The following is a 15,124-nucleotide window of genomic DNA, read 5'->3' as shown; positions in this document are numbered from 1 at the left end:
TGAAATTCTTAGAAAGTAGTGTTAAAGTAAAATTTATTATTAATATTTAAATATTTGAAATTATTAGGTTTAAAAACTATTGAATATGATTAATCATATTCAATAGTTACAGTAGCCATGGCGCGAACTTTACCAGGTGTAACATTTGCTGCAGTTTGATAGTAACGCGCTGTTAAAGGAACATCATATTGAATGGTTTGATTTGATTTCACAGTTCCCAATTCTAGTTTATTACCTAAGCCAATAACTTGATTTTTATTTTGATAATTCCATATAAGTTGAACCCCAACACCATTTGCTTTAGTTGCATTTGGTTCAAGATTTTTTAAAACTTGGGTATTAGTACCGTCTTGTTGATAATCAAAACTCAAGCTAATGAGGTTTTTCTCTTCATAACCCGTTGGGTTGATACCACCATTACACAGAATATTGAGTTCAAAGGATTGATCTCCTTGAGTTGAACCAACACCTTTAAACCCAGCTTTTGTAACTGTTGGTAGCTGTACCTGCTTATTAATAGCACCACGCCATTCACAAGATGAAGAGGCAATAGTAATCGCATTAGCATTAACCGTACTGGTTAAAAAAGGTCGATCACTTCGGTTTCCGGCATAATAACTACTATAAACACCTGGGACTAAAGTTCCAGATCCAGTATTTTCAGCTGTTTTTACAATTTCTACAACAAAATAGCCTTCCGCAAGACGAAAGTTGTTTGATGGAACACGACGAGTATAAGGGTAATAACCAGAGAAATTTCCAGCATTAAACGCTTCTCGGTAGAGTCGGATACCTATCCCTGGAATATTAGTTGAATAGATGCTATCACCAAGTACGCTAAGTGGATAACTTTGTAATAACTTTGCCGTCAACATATCAGAAAGACTACAGGTATATGTAGTATAAGGATCTGGTCTGATCTCAAAAAGTGATTTAACCAAAACTTTACCTACAGGGTCACTCGGTCGAACTACAACTCGTCCAACTTGCATCGCAACATCAATTGTTCTGAAACCGGGACTAGTCGTACAGGCCGCTTGAGCACCTGTATTAATACAAAAACCTAATACAACTAAAGCACCACTATTTAAGAGTAATTTTTTCATTTGCAGACAGCCTCAGTCATTACCATGCTTTGTTGCTTATTTTGCAACTGATTACTGATGTTGTACTCAACCGAACAACGCTCATTGCTTTCGTCGCCCCATTTCACATATAGACGATCTTGAGCAAGTGGGGTACGTAAGTAAATCATACTACCTTGCGCAACAATACCTACAGCTTCATCTTTTTGATTAAAGACTTGAGCGCCAAACGGTAAACTGTTGCCATCAGCAGTTTTACTATTAATGTAGACTGCATAACCTGTCTTAGTCGCAAAATCCACTTTCGCAATTGCGCCAGCAAAAGGTGCGATACGTTGACTTGTTTCTTCAAGCTCTACTTGGCTCGACATTTCTTGTGGGTCAAGCGTAATATCGTTTAGGCGATAAGGTGTAACATACGGGATAACCGCATAACCAGCTTTATTTACGCTTAAACCAACGGTATTATTAACTTTTGCTCCAGCTGCATCAGGTGCATGTACAAGTACCATTGTTTGGCCTTGCTCAGGTCCAAATAAAATACCATCTGAATGTGCAACCACACTACCACTTAAGCTAACCATTGCTTGTTGGTAAGAGTCAGCAATACTATAAGAGCCGCCAACAGTTGCATAGTTAGTACGGTAACGACCATTAGCATTAAACGTTGGGTTTGCATAGTCTTGATGCGAAACAGAGGCACCATAACTAAAGCGATCACCAACCATCCCACTTGCACCAACAGTACGGCTGTCTTCAGAAGCAGTAACGTTAACGTTGACTGAATTCTTCTTAAAGTTAATTGGGAATGAAAGCGTCATTAAATATTCAGTATCATGCGTCGCATCATTTGAACCGTACTCAACCTTACGGTTAATTGCAGATAAACCATAAGTTAAACCATGGTAGTTATTGCTATAACCAATTTGGTACTGCTTAGTACTTTCGCTACGGTTCCAATAGTCAACCCACGAACCCACTACATAGAAGTTACCCCAACCTTCAGGGAGTCCTTGGTTTAAAGTAATTTGGAATTCACTACGCTGGTGGCCAGCAGCCGCATAAGTGTTTACGCCTTTTTCTTCTAAATCGCGAATAAGTAGAGCATCACGTAATTTATAGAAGTTTTCTGTCGAGTAACGATATGCAGCAAGGGTTAAGTTTGTGTTAGTCGGAGAAATTAACTTACTATAGCTTAAACGGAAACTTTGCCCAGATTGTGATGACTGTTTTTCAAAGTCGGCTTCAGAGTGTGTAACATCTAACGCAACAGCACCAATTGGTGTAGCAAAAGCAGCACCTAACAATACAGCAGCATAATTTTCTGTAGCTTGTATGCCTGTATAACCTGTTAGGTAGTTGTTAATACCTTGTTGGTATTTACCCTGAACTACCCAAGGATTAAGGTCAATATCTTGATCTCGGAACTGACCTACAGTTAAAGAATAACGGTTTACACCTGGACGCAACATTTGTACAACTGAAGCATATGGAACCGAAAATTTTTGTACTTGACCATTTGCTTCAATAATAGAAACTTCAATTTCCCCACCAAAACCAGTAGGGTAAAGGTCATTAATCTCAAAATTACCTGGTGCAACAGTTGTTTGATAGATAAGTTGGCCTTGTTGACGAACTTCAACTTTTGCATTGGTTTTTGCGTTACCACGAATACGCGGGGCGTAACCTAACATACTATTTGGTAGCATTCGGTCATCACTTGAGAAATCGATACCACGATAACCAATAGAGTCAAATACTTCGCCGTTTGTAAAACTATCACCTAGCGTTAAAACACCACGGTATTTAGGGAAGGCTCTTTGTAAGTATGTACTTGTTTCTTGATAATCTGATTTAGATTGATTTTCAGCAGGTGTATCTTGCCATTGCCACTGGCCATTATGACGTAATTGCCAACCAGCAATATTTAAACCAGCTGTAACGCCCATAAATGCGTTTGTTGTTTCGTTTTGATCATTCGACTGATTAAATGTTTTATAAGCACTACCACTATAAGACAGAAAACCAGCATTAATACCGCGATCCCATACGCTTGGGTCGACATAGCCTTGAGCATTTTTTTGCAAAGCAACTTGCGGAATAGAAATATCTACACGTAAACGAGAGGTATCAAATTCATAGAATGCATTTTCAACCCACTCTTCAATTTTATAACAACTATTATTTTCTTTTCGAAGGGCAGTGTGTTTAGACAAAACATCTTGTTTAACGCCATACTCAATCAGGTTTGTTCCTGTGAAACACGTTACTGCATTTTTATTAGGGTCTAATGCTTTAAAGACCATACGACGTTTACCAAACCATTGACCATTTACATATACGTCAACGTTATATTCGCCTGGTAAAACAGGGTTTCCATATTTAAAACGAGAAATATCAACTTTTTGAGCATCCCCAATTAAAAAAGCAGAATCAAATTCAGCCTCTACTGGAGCACTCGTAGTTGTTTCTTCAGCATGCACGAATACAGGCATTGTCATTGTGACAACACCAGAAGCCAAGTAGTAACAAATATGGCGTTTTAATAATTTATAAGATTCTTGCCTTTTTTTTGGCATAGCTAAGTCCGCCTACACATATAGGTGCTTAAATTTATTAAAAAGATAAATCTGATTACTGAAGTTTTATCGGGTGCTCAACGCGACCACCGTAGTCATTGACGTTAATAAAACTCATATCTTGAAGGTTGCCATTCTTAAGCTGAACTGACGCTTCAGAGAAAGGCTTAATCATTAGCCCCTGAGGTAATAAATCAACCTTTTTATCACCTGCCTTTTGGTAAACAGAAGTCATTGTGATATGAAAAGGGGTAGGATTTTTTACCGTTAAATTTTGACCAGATTTAATCCATTGAAGCTTATCTGATGCTAAATTCGCATCTTCTTTAATCGATGAAGGACGATAGAAGAATTTAATACGTGAACGAATTGCAAGTTGTAAGAAATTATCAGGCGTCGTATCTTCACTTTTTGAAGTAGGTCTTGGTGGAATATCTAAAATATTCAACCACAGAACTGTTTCTTGCTTCTGATTTAACTGAGAAGCATTTGGTAAAGCTGTAATACGAAGAGTCTGACTTTTCGTTGCTTCAACACGAGAAATAGGAGGAGCAATCATAAAAGGAACTTTTGATTGGTCCGGTGTACTTTTTGGGTCACCTTCGTCAATCCAAGCTTGGACAAGTGCTGGCTTTGAACCGTTATTGCTAACTTGTAGCGTAACTTCTCTAGCATCTGACGGGTAAATTACACGAGTGCCATGAATTACAATTTCTGCTTGAGTAGCAGGTGCAATAACTGCTGAAGCAAATGCTAAACCTAACAAAAAATTATAACTGTTCAATTTCATTTTCGAGTTCTCAACCAAGAAAGATTCAGGAAAGCGTTACACAAAACAGGGTTTCCATGCGGACATAGAAACCCCGCTATCAATTAATTATTGATAGATAATTGTGTATTGAACAGAAGTAGTTACTTTACCAGCAGTAGAAGCGCCAGTTGCATAGTATTCAGCGTAGTAGTTAAGGTCAGCACCTGCGCCATCAGCTACGTCAACCCATTGAGAGTTAGCTTGAGCACCGTTTGCACCCGCAGCAAGTACTGGGATGAAGTTGTTGTTGCTACCTAAAAGTTGAACGTTAACGTTTTTAGCACCAGTAGCGTCTTGGTTAAGTAAGCGACCAGTATTAAAGTCAACAGTTGCACCTGGTTCGAAGTAAGTAGCTACTTTACCTTGTGAACAGTTAGCTAAGTTGATTTGGAAAGGAGTACGACCAGCAACATCCCCAGCAACAGCTAAAGTTTGTTTAGAAACAGTTGGAAGAGTAACTGTGAAGTCTTTACCAGCAGGGGTAACGATGTCACAAGTTTTGTCTGTAACTAAACCATTAATTGTAATTGTACCATCAGCAGCTTGAGCATTAGCAATCCCTACAACCGAAAGAGCAGCGATCAAAGCAAGTTTTTTCATAGTGTTTTCTCAAAAGTCTGGATAAAAGTTTATTTCCTTACTTTTCCAGTGTTTGACATCTTGAAAAGTAATGCGGCGATCTTAACACTTCTTAAACAAAATGCAAACTAGATCACATTATTTTTTCATAATTTTAATTAAATCACGTTTAGTATTTGAAGTTCAGGCCGACCATCAATAGCCTATATTATTGTTTATGAAAGTTTTTTTATTTTATAAAAAAGAAAAGCTATGAAGAGAAGAAAATTACATAAGAACACGATGTAAATAAAAAAGAATTAAACAAATTATGTGAAAAATAAGCTTAAATTCATAGAATATAATTATATAGAATAAATTATGCATATGTATACAGAAAAAATATACAAATAGTCATTTTTTATGAAAAAAGAGTGACTCATCAATTAATTGATCAAAAAATGCGGTCAATTCGACAAATCACTCTTTCATCAAACTTACTGCAGAAATAAGTTGGGATATTAATGGTAATTAATAAGCACGACTTTGTGGTTAGAACTTATGCTCTCAATGCTTGTGTCCATTTTCTCAGTATGTTGAGCTAATTTAAAAAGACTATCTTTATTTAAATATTCACTATCAAGTTTAATATTTAAATTATTTACCTCAACACATTCTATCTCGCTATGTTCTCTTGAACATGTATCTTCAACAATATTTCCTCTTATCATTATTGTGTTACTCGCATAACAAAATAGTGGGGAAGAGGAAAGCACCATCAAAACAAGAAGTTTAAATATATTATTTTTCATTTTATATACCTATTTATAAAATAGTTTATATATATGTGATACCTTATTTTTAATTTAAAAACAATCATTAAGCTTTAAATAATAAAAAATCATTAATTTATACGTGATATAAATCACATTAAATACTTTAAATAATGTAATAGTTATAATTTCTAAAAATTTATTAATAATAAAACCACTAAAACAATATTAAGTTATTGTTATTTATAAAAATTTATAAAATAATGATTAATAAAAAAACAGACTGCAAATTAAAACAGCATGATATGCATTAAAATATTTAATAAAAATATAATTCATTTTTTAATTTATAATTTATATTTCAAAATTATTACTGAGAAATAAAATATAGATTTCAATAAAAATGTGACTAAATATACATTATTCAACCAATCTGTAATTAAATTTGCTTTATATTGCGGATTGGAGCATATCAGAGTTAATAAATTAGAATTTAGCATAGACTTTAAAGATTTTAGGAAAATGGTCTAGCGAAATATAGTTTTAATTTCTAGGAGCGCTAGGTAGAGAAAAAGCTCAATAAAAATCAAACAAGCGATTATTAGCCAAACCTAATCATAATTTCTATTTAATTAGATTTTATAAATCCTATTTATTATCTATCAATAGCAACGTCAGAAGATGCTAGTGCTGAATTTAATTAGAATAAAAATTCATTCCACATAGCTAAAAGTGCCGCAATAGCTAGAAAGAAATAAGCACTACAAACAAATGAAAGATAGCTACCAAGCTATGGGGCAATATTGAATTATACAACTGTTCGTATAATAGCCGCATTATGTTACTTGCCATGTTCGTTGACTAAAACCCCGCGTTAGCGGGGTTTTTTGTCAATGATGCGACCATATACAACGCACTCGCATGGCATTTAACATCAATGCTCATTATGCGAATTCGATCTTGCAGCGTCGGGGCGCGACCGTCGGCGAGGGCTCGCAGCCGATCGGCGTTGACACGATGATGCAAGGTTGGGAGAGAAGGGCACACTACTATCTAATAGTGTGCCTGACTGCGGAAAGTTTTTTGAAATATGATTTATTCCTGAAATAATTCATATACTTACAAGTTGTTGAGAAAGTTTCGCAACAAGTCGATATTTTGATCATATTTTATTCATTTTTACTTCTTTTCATATTCTTTTTGCCACTCGATTACATCTTCTGGTTTTAGTTCTTTTAAATATTTGGCAATAAGGGCGTTTACGATGTCTGCTTCATCTATTGGGAGTCTAGTTTTTACAATGAAATCAATGTGTGTTTTCTGTATCAATGACACATATTCAGTTTTGACTCTATAAGTCTTTGACATTTCCAGCATCTCTAAGCTCGTTAATTTCTCTATTTTATCATTGTGACAGTGTTGCATTGTCACACGCAACTGTGATACAAATGTGCCATAAAGTTGCATGTGACACTGTCACAATATTTTATCTTGGGGAAGATAATGAATAAAGAACAAGCAATATTAAATAATAAATTTCAGGCTGATTAACTATGCTTGATTTTCTGCGGTTAGCGATTCCAATCATACCTACGCATGTACGTAGCCTTGAGAATAACCACTGGTTTACTGGTGATATTCGTGATTTTGGTATTCCTGCTGCTACTCGTCATGTCGGTAAGTTGGACGATGGTACAACAACGACAGGGGAGCTTTACCATCCTTTTGAAGCTCTTCCTAGTGATTACACCGACATGGCTATGAAGTTTTACACTCATACAATCAATAGAACGCCTTACGTCGAAATTAAAGCGTCTCCTTTGAAGTTGTTACAAGGTCACAATGTGTATGGCTTTGAGTCTATCGAATTAGGCTCTGACCATATGCTTGGCATGTTACTCGAAGCCTTTCCCCAGTTAGCCCCAATTTTGGACTTGGAAAATACTGAGGTCTTACATCTAGATACGACATATTTATTTAGATTGCCTCATCAGAATATGGTTCAACCAACTTTGGATTACATGGCTAACTTGGCTTCGGGTCACCGTAAAGCTAGACAGATTAAATACGAGAATTACATTACTTGGGGTAATGACGGTGCAACCGTTCGTCCTAAGGCTTATGGCAAATTTGAAGAAGTAAAAAGCCAATTACATAAGTTACAGAAGCAAGCAGACAAGGGCTGTATGCGCTCTAAATCGCTTGTTATTGCTATGAACAATGCATTGCCATTTGCTAATGCTGTTTTACGTTTAGAAGCTCGTATTTGTAAAACCTATTTAACCAAGAATGGTTATCCATCTAATTTATTTCAGCTTATTAAGCTGCAACATGAACAGCCAGAATTATTGCTACGCCTCTGGCACGTAGCTTTTGACCCGATCTTAAATACATTGAAGGGTAAACACATGAATTTTTCGAATGATGGAGAAATCCTAGATTTATTTAAGTCCAAATTAGTGACTTATACAAAGACAGGTAAACCTAGTTATACCAAAGCGAATAACGCAATGAAGTTTTATTCATTGATTCGCCAGATCGGCTTGAAAGCTACTAAAGAGCTTTATAACGAACGTACATTTTATGACGCTCTTAAAGCATTGGAATTATGTGAGATTTCTAAAGGTCATTTACAGAATCTTGCTAAGAATCCTAACGGGAAAGTTATTCCATTTGTTCGTTTGTTTGAACTCAAGATGTCTGAGCAAGCTCCACAAGATTACGTTCAACCAGTTTCACAATACACACCCAAACATGGGTTACATCTAGTTGCCTGAGGAGGCTTTGACCATGCAAGTTTCATTTAATAAACGCACAATTTTTCCAACAGTTTACCGTTCTGAGAAAGACGGTAAAGAACGCGCATTTTTATCTACGACAGTTTTGTCTCCAGTTAAATACAACTTAACTGCAATGCCTGGGATGATGCCAGTTGAACAGATTCAGGCAATCCTTGAGGAATGTGCTGACAACGCACAGGAAGTAGAAATCGAATTTACAGAGCAACAAACTAAGTTTGGTGCACAGATGCAGGTGTTTAGCGTGAAGCCTGTACCTAAGAAAACGCAATAGAATCAAAGGCTTATTAGTGAATTATACGATTGTTCGTATAATGTATAATATGTTAAAAATCAATAACTTACGTGTATTTTAACTATGACAGAATATGTTTATACATGCAAGAAGTGCGGTAAAAAGTTTACAAAACACTCTAGTTACTGCATCCACTTTTATAAGTGTAAATAACAGATTTGCTGGCTTTTGGGGGCGGGAACGCAAGCCAGCAATTTATTGGGGAATATAAGAAATGTCGTCATACGTCTGCACCGAATTAGTAAACAACGTATGCCAACAATGGGCGGAGAATCCTAGCATTTTACCGCCTTTAACAATGGGTCAGGGCTTGGCAATTGGCGGTGCAATTTTCACGGTTCTGGCTTTTACACATGGAATCAAAATATTGATTCAATTCGTCAAAAAACAATAGGTGAAAACTATGGAAACTCAAGTTCAACAAACTAACAAACCTTCTACTTTAAAACGCGGTTTAGTTGTAGCTGCCGCAGTTGGGGCAACAGTACCGGCTTTTGCAGAGGGTTTTGATCCTTCAACCATCGTTACGATCATTTCAGGCTTTGTGGCTGGTGTATCTGCTATTGGTCTTGCTGTGTTATCACTTGTGGTAACTGGTAAAGTCTTTAAGTGGGTACGTACAGCAATGTAAAACCATTCTGGTGATCGAGTAGTGAATGATCTCTTATTCATTACTCATCACCATTTTTTTATCTAGAGGTTTTATATGACTTTAGAAACGTTTGGGGCTTACTTATGTATTTTCGTACTTACACTAATAGCTATAAAGCTCTTCTAGTTTGCATCATTTCTTTTTTTCTCACTTTTACACCATCTCTTGTATTTGCTACGACCGTTTCTGCTGAAGGTTGGTCTGTCACTAAACGTATAGTTAACGGTGCAACAACCATTTATGACGGTGCAAAGAATGTCGTTATAAACGGTAAAAACTATACTGCGAAAGGTGTTGCCTCTGTTACTCCAGCAGCATCACAAGTTTCTAAAATGATTGTAAGAACTGGAGCTATATTAGCTGTTGATTTAGCAATTAAATCTTTGATTGGCGCTGTTGATTACGTGATGGATCCTGCGAATAACAGAGTTAGATATTTTGTAACTGGTGATCCAGCGAACCCGCAAGATCCATCCGTCAAATATTATTACTCAGTAAATTCTTTTGGAGTTATTAAGAATTTTTCATCAAATCTTGCTGCTGCAACTGACATTTGTACTAGAAATGCGAAGGGTTATGGTTGGATTTTAGTTTCAACTACACCCGCGACTTTTGCACCTGACGAAGAAGCCTTAAAATCTGCTATATGTGTTATTAAACGTAGTGCTAGTGAACCAAATGAGGCTTTTCAATGGCCTTACAATAGAATTAAAAACCCTGCATATAATCCAAATGCTACTGACCCGACACGTGAAGAAAAATATTTACCTTATGATGCTGTTGCATCTCAAATAATTAGTGACGCTGTTGCAAATAAAACAGAAGGTAAAGCTTATGTTTCATCTGTTGCTGATACCGCACTTGAAGATGAACAAAGACAAATCGTTCCTGCTACTGATATAACTCAACAGCTTAATAATTCGCAGTCTATTCCTACGAGTGGAGCTGCTACTGGTGCGATTGCACCACCCACTACAGTAGACCCAACAACGGGCGAACCTGTTACACCAAAACCTTCTGATTTAACTTTAAATTTTCCTGAGTTCTGTGGTTGGGCACCTTTAGTATGTCAAGCGGCTCAATCTGCTATTAATTTCCCGTCAACCGTTGCGGAATACTGGAAGTCACTTACTGAATATTTAAAAGGTTTTGATACTTGGTTAAATTCATTCGGTAAAGATGACGTAAATTATCCTGAATTGGATGAATATAAGATTCAAGAACCAAATCTTGATATATCAGTACATCAATACTTCGATTCTTCTGCATTTTGCCCTGAAGATCGTCATATCCCTTTATCAATGGGTGGTCAAAGCCTAGATATTATTATTTCTTACTCTGCTTTATGTACTGTCGCACAGCAGTTTAGACCAGCCGTTATTTTGATGTCTTTCTTAGCTGGTGCATTCATCATTACTAATACTGGCCGTCGCGCTGAAACTGGAGATTAATAATGTCTTTAATCTCTCTTTTACAGAAAGTATCAGATATCACTCTTAGTAAAGGTGGGCGTACAGTCTTATCCAGTTTAGGAGTCGGTCTTGTTTTTTCATCCGTTTCTATATCACTTTTTAATTCGTATATCACATACCTCCAGAACTCATATTCAGCTTTAGGGGATGTTGCAGGGATACTTGGTTTAGCAGGTGTTCCTTATGGTTTATCAATCATCATTAGCGCAGTAGTTATAAAAATCACATTAAAAGCTAAAAACGTATCTTTAGGAAAATCATCATGATCTATTTAATTGTGGGTCAACCACGTTCGGGGAAATCTCAATATGCTGTTAAATTGGCTTTTGATATTGATGAAGCTAATAAGAAAATTCAGAAAAAAGTTGATGACGGCAAAGAGCTAACAGAAAAAGAATTAATGGCTTTGCAGGATGGAACTATTGTTCCTGCAATTCGTCCTGTTTATTCAGATATTGAAGAACATGCCAAGCGAAATGATTTCATTCAATTAGCACCAGCCGACTGGCGTGATGTACCTGATGGCTCAATTATTTTTTATGATGAGGTTCATTTTAGAGATGAGTATTTAGATCAAAGTAAATACATGTCTCAAAACCCTATGATTAAAGAGTTATCGACTCATGGTCATAGAAACATTGATATTTACTTAATGACTCAGGATCCACGGAGACTAGAGAAATCTATACGTGCTCTTGTGTTTAAAATGTTCTTAGTTAAACGTCCAGCTAACTTACCACCGTTTGCAAATGTTTATACTTTTGACCGTTGGCTTGGCGATCCGTGGGCAGCATCAAAGAATAAAGATAATGTTCATGATGAACAGTTATTTCATTATAAAAAGAAATATCAAGATGCTTATAAATCCGCATCGGCTCATACATCAATGGTTTTCAAGTTGCAGCGTAAATTTATTGTGGCCATTGTTTCAATTCTTGTCATGATTGGTTTGTCTATTTTCTTATTCAAAATCAGTGGAATGGGTAAGATTGTTAAAGATGCTACTAACGTATCCGGAATGACTGAAAAAACTAAAGTAGATGATAAAAAAATCATGGCTTCCGCAACTGGAAATAGCACTCCAGCTAAGCCTGGAGAGATAACACAAACACAGTTAGATTGCCGTAAAGCTGTCAATGTAGAAAAGCCCGAATGTGTAGAATGGTTTAATAATTTAGATAAAAATAAAGGTTCATTTACTACGGCAGATAATGGCCAAATTAATGTTTCATATAACCCTAATCAACCCTATGAAACTGCTGAAATACAGAAAGCAGCTAGCTATCAAGTTACTGCGCGACCAGTATTTAGCGGTTGTACTAAGGTAGGTAATAAATATCAGGGTTATACCCAGCAGGGAACTAAGCTTAATGTCTCTAAATCGGATTGTGAACGTTTAATTAAGAATAATGACAGGCCGTTTAATTATTTTGTTGAGCAACGACCAGAGCAACCGCAACCACAGCAACCTATACAGAACCCTCAACAATTCGATGATGAGTTTGTTGCAAAGTATCAAGCAGCTAAAGCTGAGGGGTTAATTTGAAATCTTTTTCTCTGATTACCAAAAACCGTCTATATGTTTTACCGTAGAAGTAACCAGAAAAACTCGTTCAGGGGAATTGCGAGTCCCCGAAGCTGTGCGCAGGGGTCGCAAGGCGTAGTCTACGGGTTTTTACGTGACCAAACCTCGAGTTACACACAATGCTCATACTGTGGCCGTACACTCCAGTTTGGCCAGTTGATGAGACATCTAAAAGTGTGGCATGGTTACGGAACAAAAGACTTTACAATAGATTTTTGATTGGCATTTTATTACAAGTGCTCGCTCTACTCGAGTTTAAACCGGGAGTGAAAAAAATGAATAAAATCAACACTTGTGATTTTTTAAGGATTGGCAAAATATGACATTTAAAACTTATGATATTTACAACCCGACAGCTGGTCTAATTGATTTTACATTGGGTGAATTAACGGATATTTATACTTCTATTCTGTTCTCAGGTTGTTCTAACGACAATCAGATATTGAAGAAAATAGAAACCAAATACACCTTTTGCTCTACCTGTAGCAACTTAATTTTAAAAGAAGAATTTGATGAACATTTGGACCAGTGTTTAGAGGACTGAGAGTTCGCATAATAGCCGCATTATGTTACTTGCCATGTTCGTTGACTAAAACCCCGCGTTAGCGGGGTTTTTTGTCAATGATGCGACCATATACAACGCACTCGCATGGCATTTAACATCAATGCTCATTATGCGAATTCGATCTTGCAGCGTCGGGGCGCGACCGTCGGCGAGGGCTCGCAGCCGATCGGCGTTGACACGATGATGCAAGGTTGGGAGAGAAGGGCACACTACTATCTAATAGTGTGCCTGACTGCGGAAAGTTTTTTGAAATATGATTTATTCCTGAAATAATTCATATACTTACAAGTTGTTGAGAAAGTTTCGCAACAAGTCGATATTTTGATCATATTTTATTCATTTTTACTTCTTTTCATATTCTTTTTGCCACTCGATTACATCTTCTGGTTTTAGTTCTTTTAAATATTTGGCAATAAGGGCGTTTACGATGTCTGCTTCATCTATTGGGAGTCTAGTTTTTACAATGAAATCAATGTGTGTTTTCTGTATCAATGACACATATTCAGTTTTGACTCTATAAGTCTTTGACATTTCCAGCATCTCTAAGCTCGTTAATTTCTCTATTTTATCATTGTGACAGTGTTGCATTGTCACACGCAACTGTGATACAAATGTGCCATAAAGTTGCATGTGACACTGTCACAATATTTTATCTTGGGGAAGATAATGAATAAAGAACAAGCAATATTAAATAATAAATTTCAGGCTGATTAACTATGCTTGATTTTCTGCGGTTAGCGATTCCAATCATACCTACGCATGTACGTAGCCTTGAGAATAACCACTGGTTTACTGGTGATATTCGTGATTTTGGTATTCCTGCTGCTACTCGTCATGTCGGTAAGTTGGACGATGGTACAACAACGACAGGGGAGCTTTACCATCCTTTTGAAGCTCTTCCTAGTGATTACACCGACATGGCTATGAAGTTTTACACTCATACAATCAATAGAACGCCTTACGTCGAAATTAAAGCGTCTCCTTTGAAGTTGTTACAAGGTCACAATGTGTATGGCTTTGAGTCTATCGAATTAGGCTCTGACCATATGCTTGGCATGTTACTCGAAGCCTTTCCCCAGTTAGCCCCAATTTTGGACTTGGAAAATACTGAGGTCTTACATCTAGATACGACATATTTATTTAGATTGCCTCATCAGAATATGGTTCAACCAACTTTGGATTACATGGCTAACTTGGCTTCGGGTCACCGTAAAGCTAGACAGATTAAATACGAGAATTACATTACTTGGGGTAATGACGGTGCAACCGTTCGTCCTAAGGCTTATGGCAAATTTGAAGAAGTAAAAAGCCAATTACATAAGTTACAGAAGCAAGCAGACAAGGGCTGTATGCGCTCTAAATCGCTTGTTATTGCTATGAACAATGCATTGCCATTTGCTAATGCTGTTTTACGTTTAGAAGCTCGTATTTGTAAAACCTATTTAACCAAGAATGGTTATCCATCTAATTTATTTCAGCTTATTAAGCTGCAACATGAACAGCCAGAATTATTGCTACGCCTCTGGCACGTAGCTTTTGACCCGATCTTAAATACATTGAAGGGTAAACACATGAATTTTTCGAATGATGGAGAAATCCTAGATTTATTTAAGTCCAAATTAGTGACTTATACAAAGACAGGTAAACCTAGTTATACCAAAGCGAATAACGCAATGAAGTTTTATTCATTGATTCGCCAGATCGGCTTGAAAGCTACTAAAGAGCTTTATAACGAACGTACATTTTATGACGCTCTTAAAGCATTGGAATTATGTGAGATTTCTAAAGGTCATTTACAGAATCTTGCTAAGAATCCTAACGGGAAAGTTATTCCATTTGTTCGTTTGTTTGAACTCAAGATGTCTGAGCAAGCTCCACAAGATTACGTTCAACCAGTTTCACAATACACACCCAAACATGGGTTACATCTAGTTGCCTGAGGAGGCTTTGA

At 36.7% G+C, this 15,124-nt stretch carries 15 protein-coding genes; 8 read left to right on the top strand and 7 right to left on the bottom strand.

Annotated features, from left to right (window positions below):
- Positions 1-89: 89 nt before the first annotated feature.
- The 6 genes from RMB06_RS13210 to RMB06_RS13185 all read right to left on the bottom strand — a co-directional run bounded on the left by RMB06_RS13210 (position 90) and on the right by RMB06_RS13185 (position 7,273).
- Positions 90-1,106: a fimbrial protein gene (locus RMB06_RS13210; protein ID WP_078220823.1), complete on the bottom strand. Its 1,017-nt coding sequence runs from the start codon at positions 1,104-1,106 to the stop codon at positions 90-92.
- Positions 1,103-3,664 (bottom strand): fimbria/pilus outer membrane usher protein, encoded by a 2,562-nt coding sequence (locus tag RMB06_RS13205; RefSeq protein ID WP_311079840.1) that lies wholly within the window; start codon positions 3,662-3,664, stop codon positions 1,103-1,105. The genes RMB06_RS13210 and RMB06_RS13205 overlap by 4 nt, the downstream gene beginning before the upstream one ends.
- A gap of 55 nt (positions 3,665-3,719) precedes the next feature.
- Complete coding sequence (locus RMB06_RS13200) at positions 3,720-4,454, bottom strand: molecular chaperone (RefSeq protein ID WP_017398844.1); 735 nt, start codon at positions 4,452-4,454, stop codon at positions 3,720-3,722.
- 87 nt (positions 4,455-4,541) lie between these two features.
- Positions 4,542-5,075, bottom strand: a complete 534-nt coding sequence (locus RMB06_RS13195; RefSeq protein ID WP_002113678.1) for a fimbrial protein — start codon at positions 5,073-5,075, stop codon at positions 4,542-4,544.
- Between the two features lie 479 nt (positions 5,076-5,554).
- Positions 5,555-5,845 carry a hypothetical protein gene (locus tag RMB06_RS13190; RefSeq protein WP_005069200.1) on the bottom strand — a complete coding sequence of 97 codons (291 nt, stop codon included), beginning with the start codon at positions 5,843-5,845 and terminating at the stop codon, positions 5,555-5,557.
- Between the two features lie 1,140 nt (positions 5,846-6,985).
- Entirely contained in the window at positions 6,986-7,273 is a 288-nt protein-coding gene (locus tag RMB06_RS13185) for a hypothetical protein (RefSeq protein WP_114212736.1), read from the bottom strand.
- Positions 7,274-7,359: 86 nt separating this feature from the next.
- Here RMB06_RS13185 and RMB06_RS13180 point away from each other — a divergent pair, with 86 nt between their 5' ends.
- The 7 genes from RMB06_RS13180 to RMB06_RS13150 all read left to right on the top strand — a co-directional run bounded on the left by RMB06_RS13180 (position 7,360) and on the right by RMB06_RS13150 (position 12,569).
- On the top strand, positions 7,360-8,583 hold the full coding sequence (locus RMB06_RS13180) for a phage/plasmid replication protein, II/X family (protein ID WP_017403087.1): 1,224 nt from the start codon (positions 7,360-7,362) through the stop codon (positions 8,581-8,583).
- A gap of 13 nt (positions 8,584-8,596) precedes the next feature.
- Entirely contained in the window at positions 8,597-8,878 is a 282-nt protein-coding gene (locus RMB06_RS13175; protein ID WP_017403086.1) for a hypothetical protein, read from the top strand.
- 235 nt (positions 8,879-9,113) lie between these two features.
- A complete protein-coding gene (locus RMB06_RS13170) occupies positions 9,114-9,293 on the top strand; it encodes a hypothetical protein (protein WP_170248589.1) in 180 nt (59 codons plus the stop codon).
- 9 nt (positions 9,294-9,302) lie between these two features.
- Positions 9,303-9,530 (top strand): major capsid protein, encoded by a 228-nt coding sequence (locus RMB06_RS13165; RefSeq protein WP_170248590.1) that lies wholly within the window; start codon positions 9,303-9,305, stop codon positions 9,528-9,530.
- Positions 9,531-9,634: 104 nt separating this feature from the next.
- Positions 9,635-11,002 (top strand): virulence factor TspB C-terminal domain-related protein, encoded by a 1,368-nt coding sequence (locus RMB06_RS13160; protein WP_311079839.1) that lies wholly within the window; start codon positions 9,635-9,637, stop codon positions 11,000-11,002.
- Positions 11,003-11,004: 2 nt separating this feature from the next.
- Complete coding sequence (locus RMB06_RS13155) at positions 11,005-11,289, top strand: DUF2523 family protein (RefSeq protein ID WP_311079838.1); 285 nt, start codon at positions 11,005-11,007, stop codon at positions 11,287-11,289.
- Positions 11,286-12,569, top strand: coding sequence for a zonular occludens toxin domain-containing protein (locus RMB06_RS13150; protein WP_311079836.1), 1,284 nt, complete (start codon positions 11,286-11,288; stop codon positions 12,567-12,569). The genes RMB06_RS13155 and RMB06_RS13150 overlap by 4 nt, the downstream gene beginning before the upstream one ends.
- Before the next feature lie 946 nt (positions 12,570-13,515).
- On the opposite strand, the gene RMB06_RS13145 is transcribed toward RMB06_RS13150, so the two are convergent.
- Positions 13,516-13,803 (bottom strand): hypothetical protein, encoded by a 288-nt coding sequence (locus RMB06_RS13145; RefSeq protein WP_114212736.1) that lies wholly within the window; start codon positions 13,801-13,803, stop codon positions 13,516-13,518.
- 86 nt (positions 13,804-13,889) lie between these two features.
- Here RMB06_RS13145 and RMB06_RS13140 point away from each other — a divergent pair, with 86 nt between their 5' ends.
- Positions 13,890-15,113, top strand: a complete 1,224-nt coding sequence (locus tag RMB06_RS13140; protein ID WP_017403087.1) for a phage/plasmid replication protein, II/X family — start codon at positions 13,890-13,892, stop codon at positions 15,111-15,113.
- Positions 15,114-15,124: the final 11 nt, after the last annotated feature.

The sequence above is a fragment of the Acinetobacter sp. V104_13 genome (assembly GCF_031798995.1).
GTDB classification, from domain to species: domain Bacteria; phylum Pseudomonadota; class Gammaproteobacteria; order Pseudomonadales; family Moraxellaceae; genus Acinetobacter; species Acinetobacter pittii.
This window is presented reverse-complemented; position numbering and strand designations above follow the sequence as displayed.

Excerpts from the sequence above, each read along its gene's own strand:
- RMB06_RS13210 (WP_078220823.1), bottom strand. The coding sequence starts at position 1,106 with ATGAAAAAATTACTCTTAAATAGTGGTGCTTTAGTTGTATTAGGTTTT.
- RMB06_RS13205 (WP_311079840.1), bottom strand. The coding sequence starts at position 3,664 with ATGCCAAAAAAAAGGCAAGAATCTTATAAATTATTAAAACGCCATATT.
- RMB06_RS13200 (WP_017398844.1), bottom strand. The coding sequence starts at position 4,454 with ATGAAATTGAACAGTTATAATTTTTTGTTAGGTTTAGCATTTGCTTCA.
- RMB06_RS13195 (WP_002113678.1), bottom strand. The coding sequence starts at position 5,075 with ATGAAAAAACTTGCTTTGATCGCTGCTCTTTCGGTTGTAGGGATTGCT.
- RMB06_RS13190 (WP_005069200.1), bottom strand. The coding sequence starts at position 5,845 with ATGAAAAATAATATATTTAAACTTCTTGTTTTGATGGTGCTTTCCTCT.
- RMB06_RS13185 (WP_114212736.1), bottom strand. The coding sequence starts at position 7,273 with ATGCAACTTTATGGCACATTTGTATCACAGTTGCGTGTGACAATGCAA.
- RMB06_RS13180 (WP_017403087.1), top strand. The coding sequence starts at position 7,360 with ATGCTTGATTTTCTGCGGTTAGCGATTCCAATCATACCTACGCATGTA.
- RMB06_RS13175 (WP_017403086.1), top strand. The coding sequence starts at position 8,597 with ATGCAAGTTTCATTTAATAAACGCACAATTTTTCCAACAGTTTACCGT.
- RMB06_RS13170 (WP_170248589.1), top strand. The coding sequence starts at position 9,114 with ATGTCGTCATACGTCTGCACCGAATTAGTAAACAACGTATGCCAACAA.
- RMB06_RS13165 (WP_170248590.1), top strand. The coding sequence starts at position 9,303 with ATGGAAACTCAAGTTCAACAAACTAACAAACCTTCTACTTTAAAACGC.
- RMB06_RS13160 (WP_311079839.1), top strand. The coding sequence starts at position 9,635 with ATGTATTTTCGTACTTACACTAATAGCTATAAAGCTCTTCTAGTTTGC.
- RMB06_RS13155 (WP_311079838.1), top strand. The coding sequence starts at position 11,005 with ATGTCTTTAATCTCTCTTTTACAGAAAGTATCAGATATCACTCTTAGT.
- RMB06_RS13150 (WP_311079836.1), top strand. The coding sequence starts at position 11,286 with ATGATCTATTTAATTGTGGGTCAACCACGTTCGGGGAAATCTCAATAT.
- RMB06_RS13145 (WP_114212736.1), bottom strand. The coding sequence starts at position 13,803 with ATGCAACTTTATGGCACATTTGTATCACAGTTGCGTGTGACAATGCAA.
- RMB06_RS13140 (WP_017403087.1), top strand. The coding sequence starts at position 13,890 with ATGCTTGATTTTCTGCGGTTAGCGATTCCAATCATACCTACGCATGTA.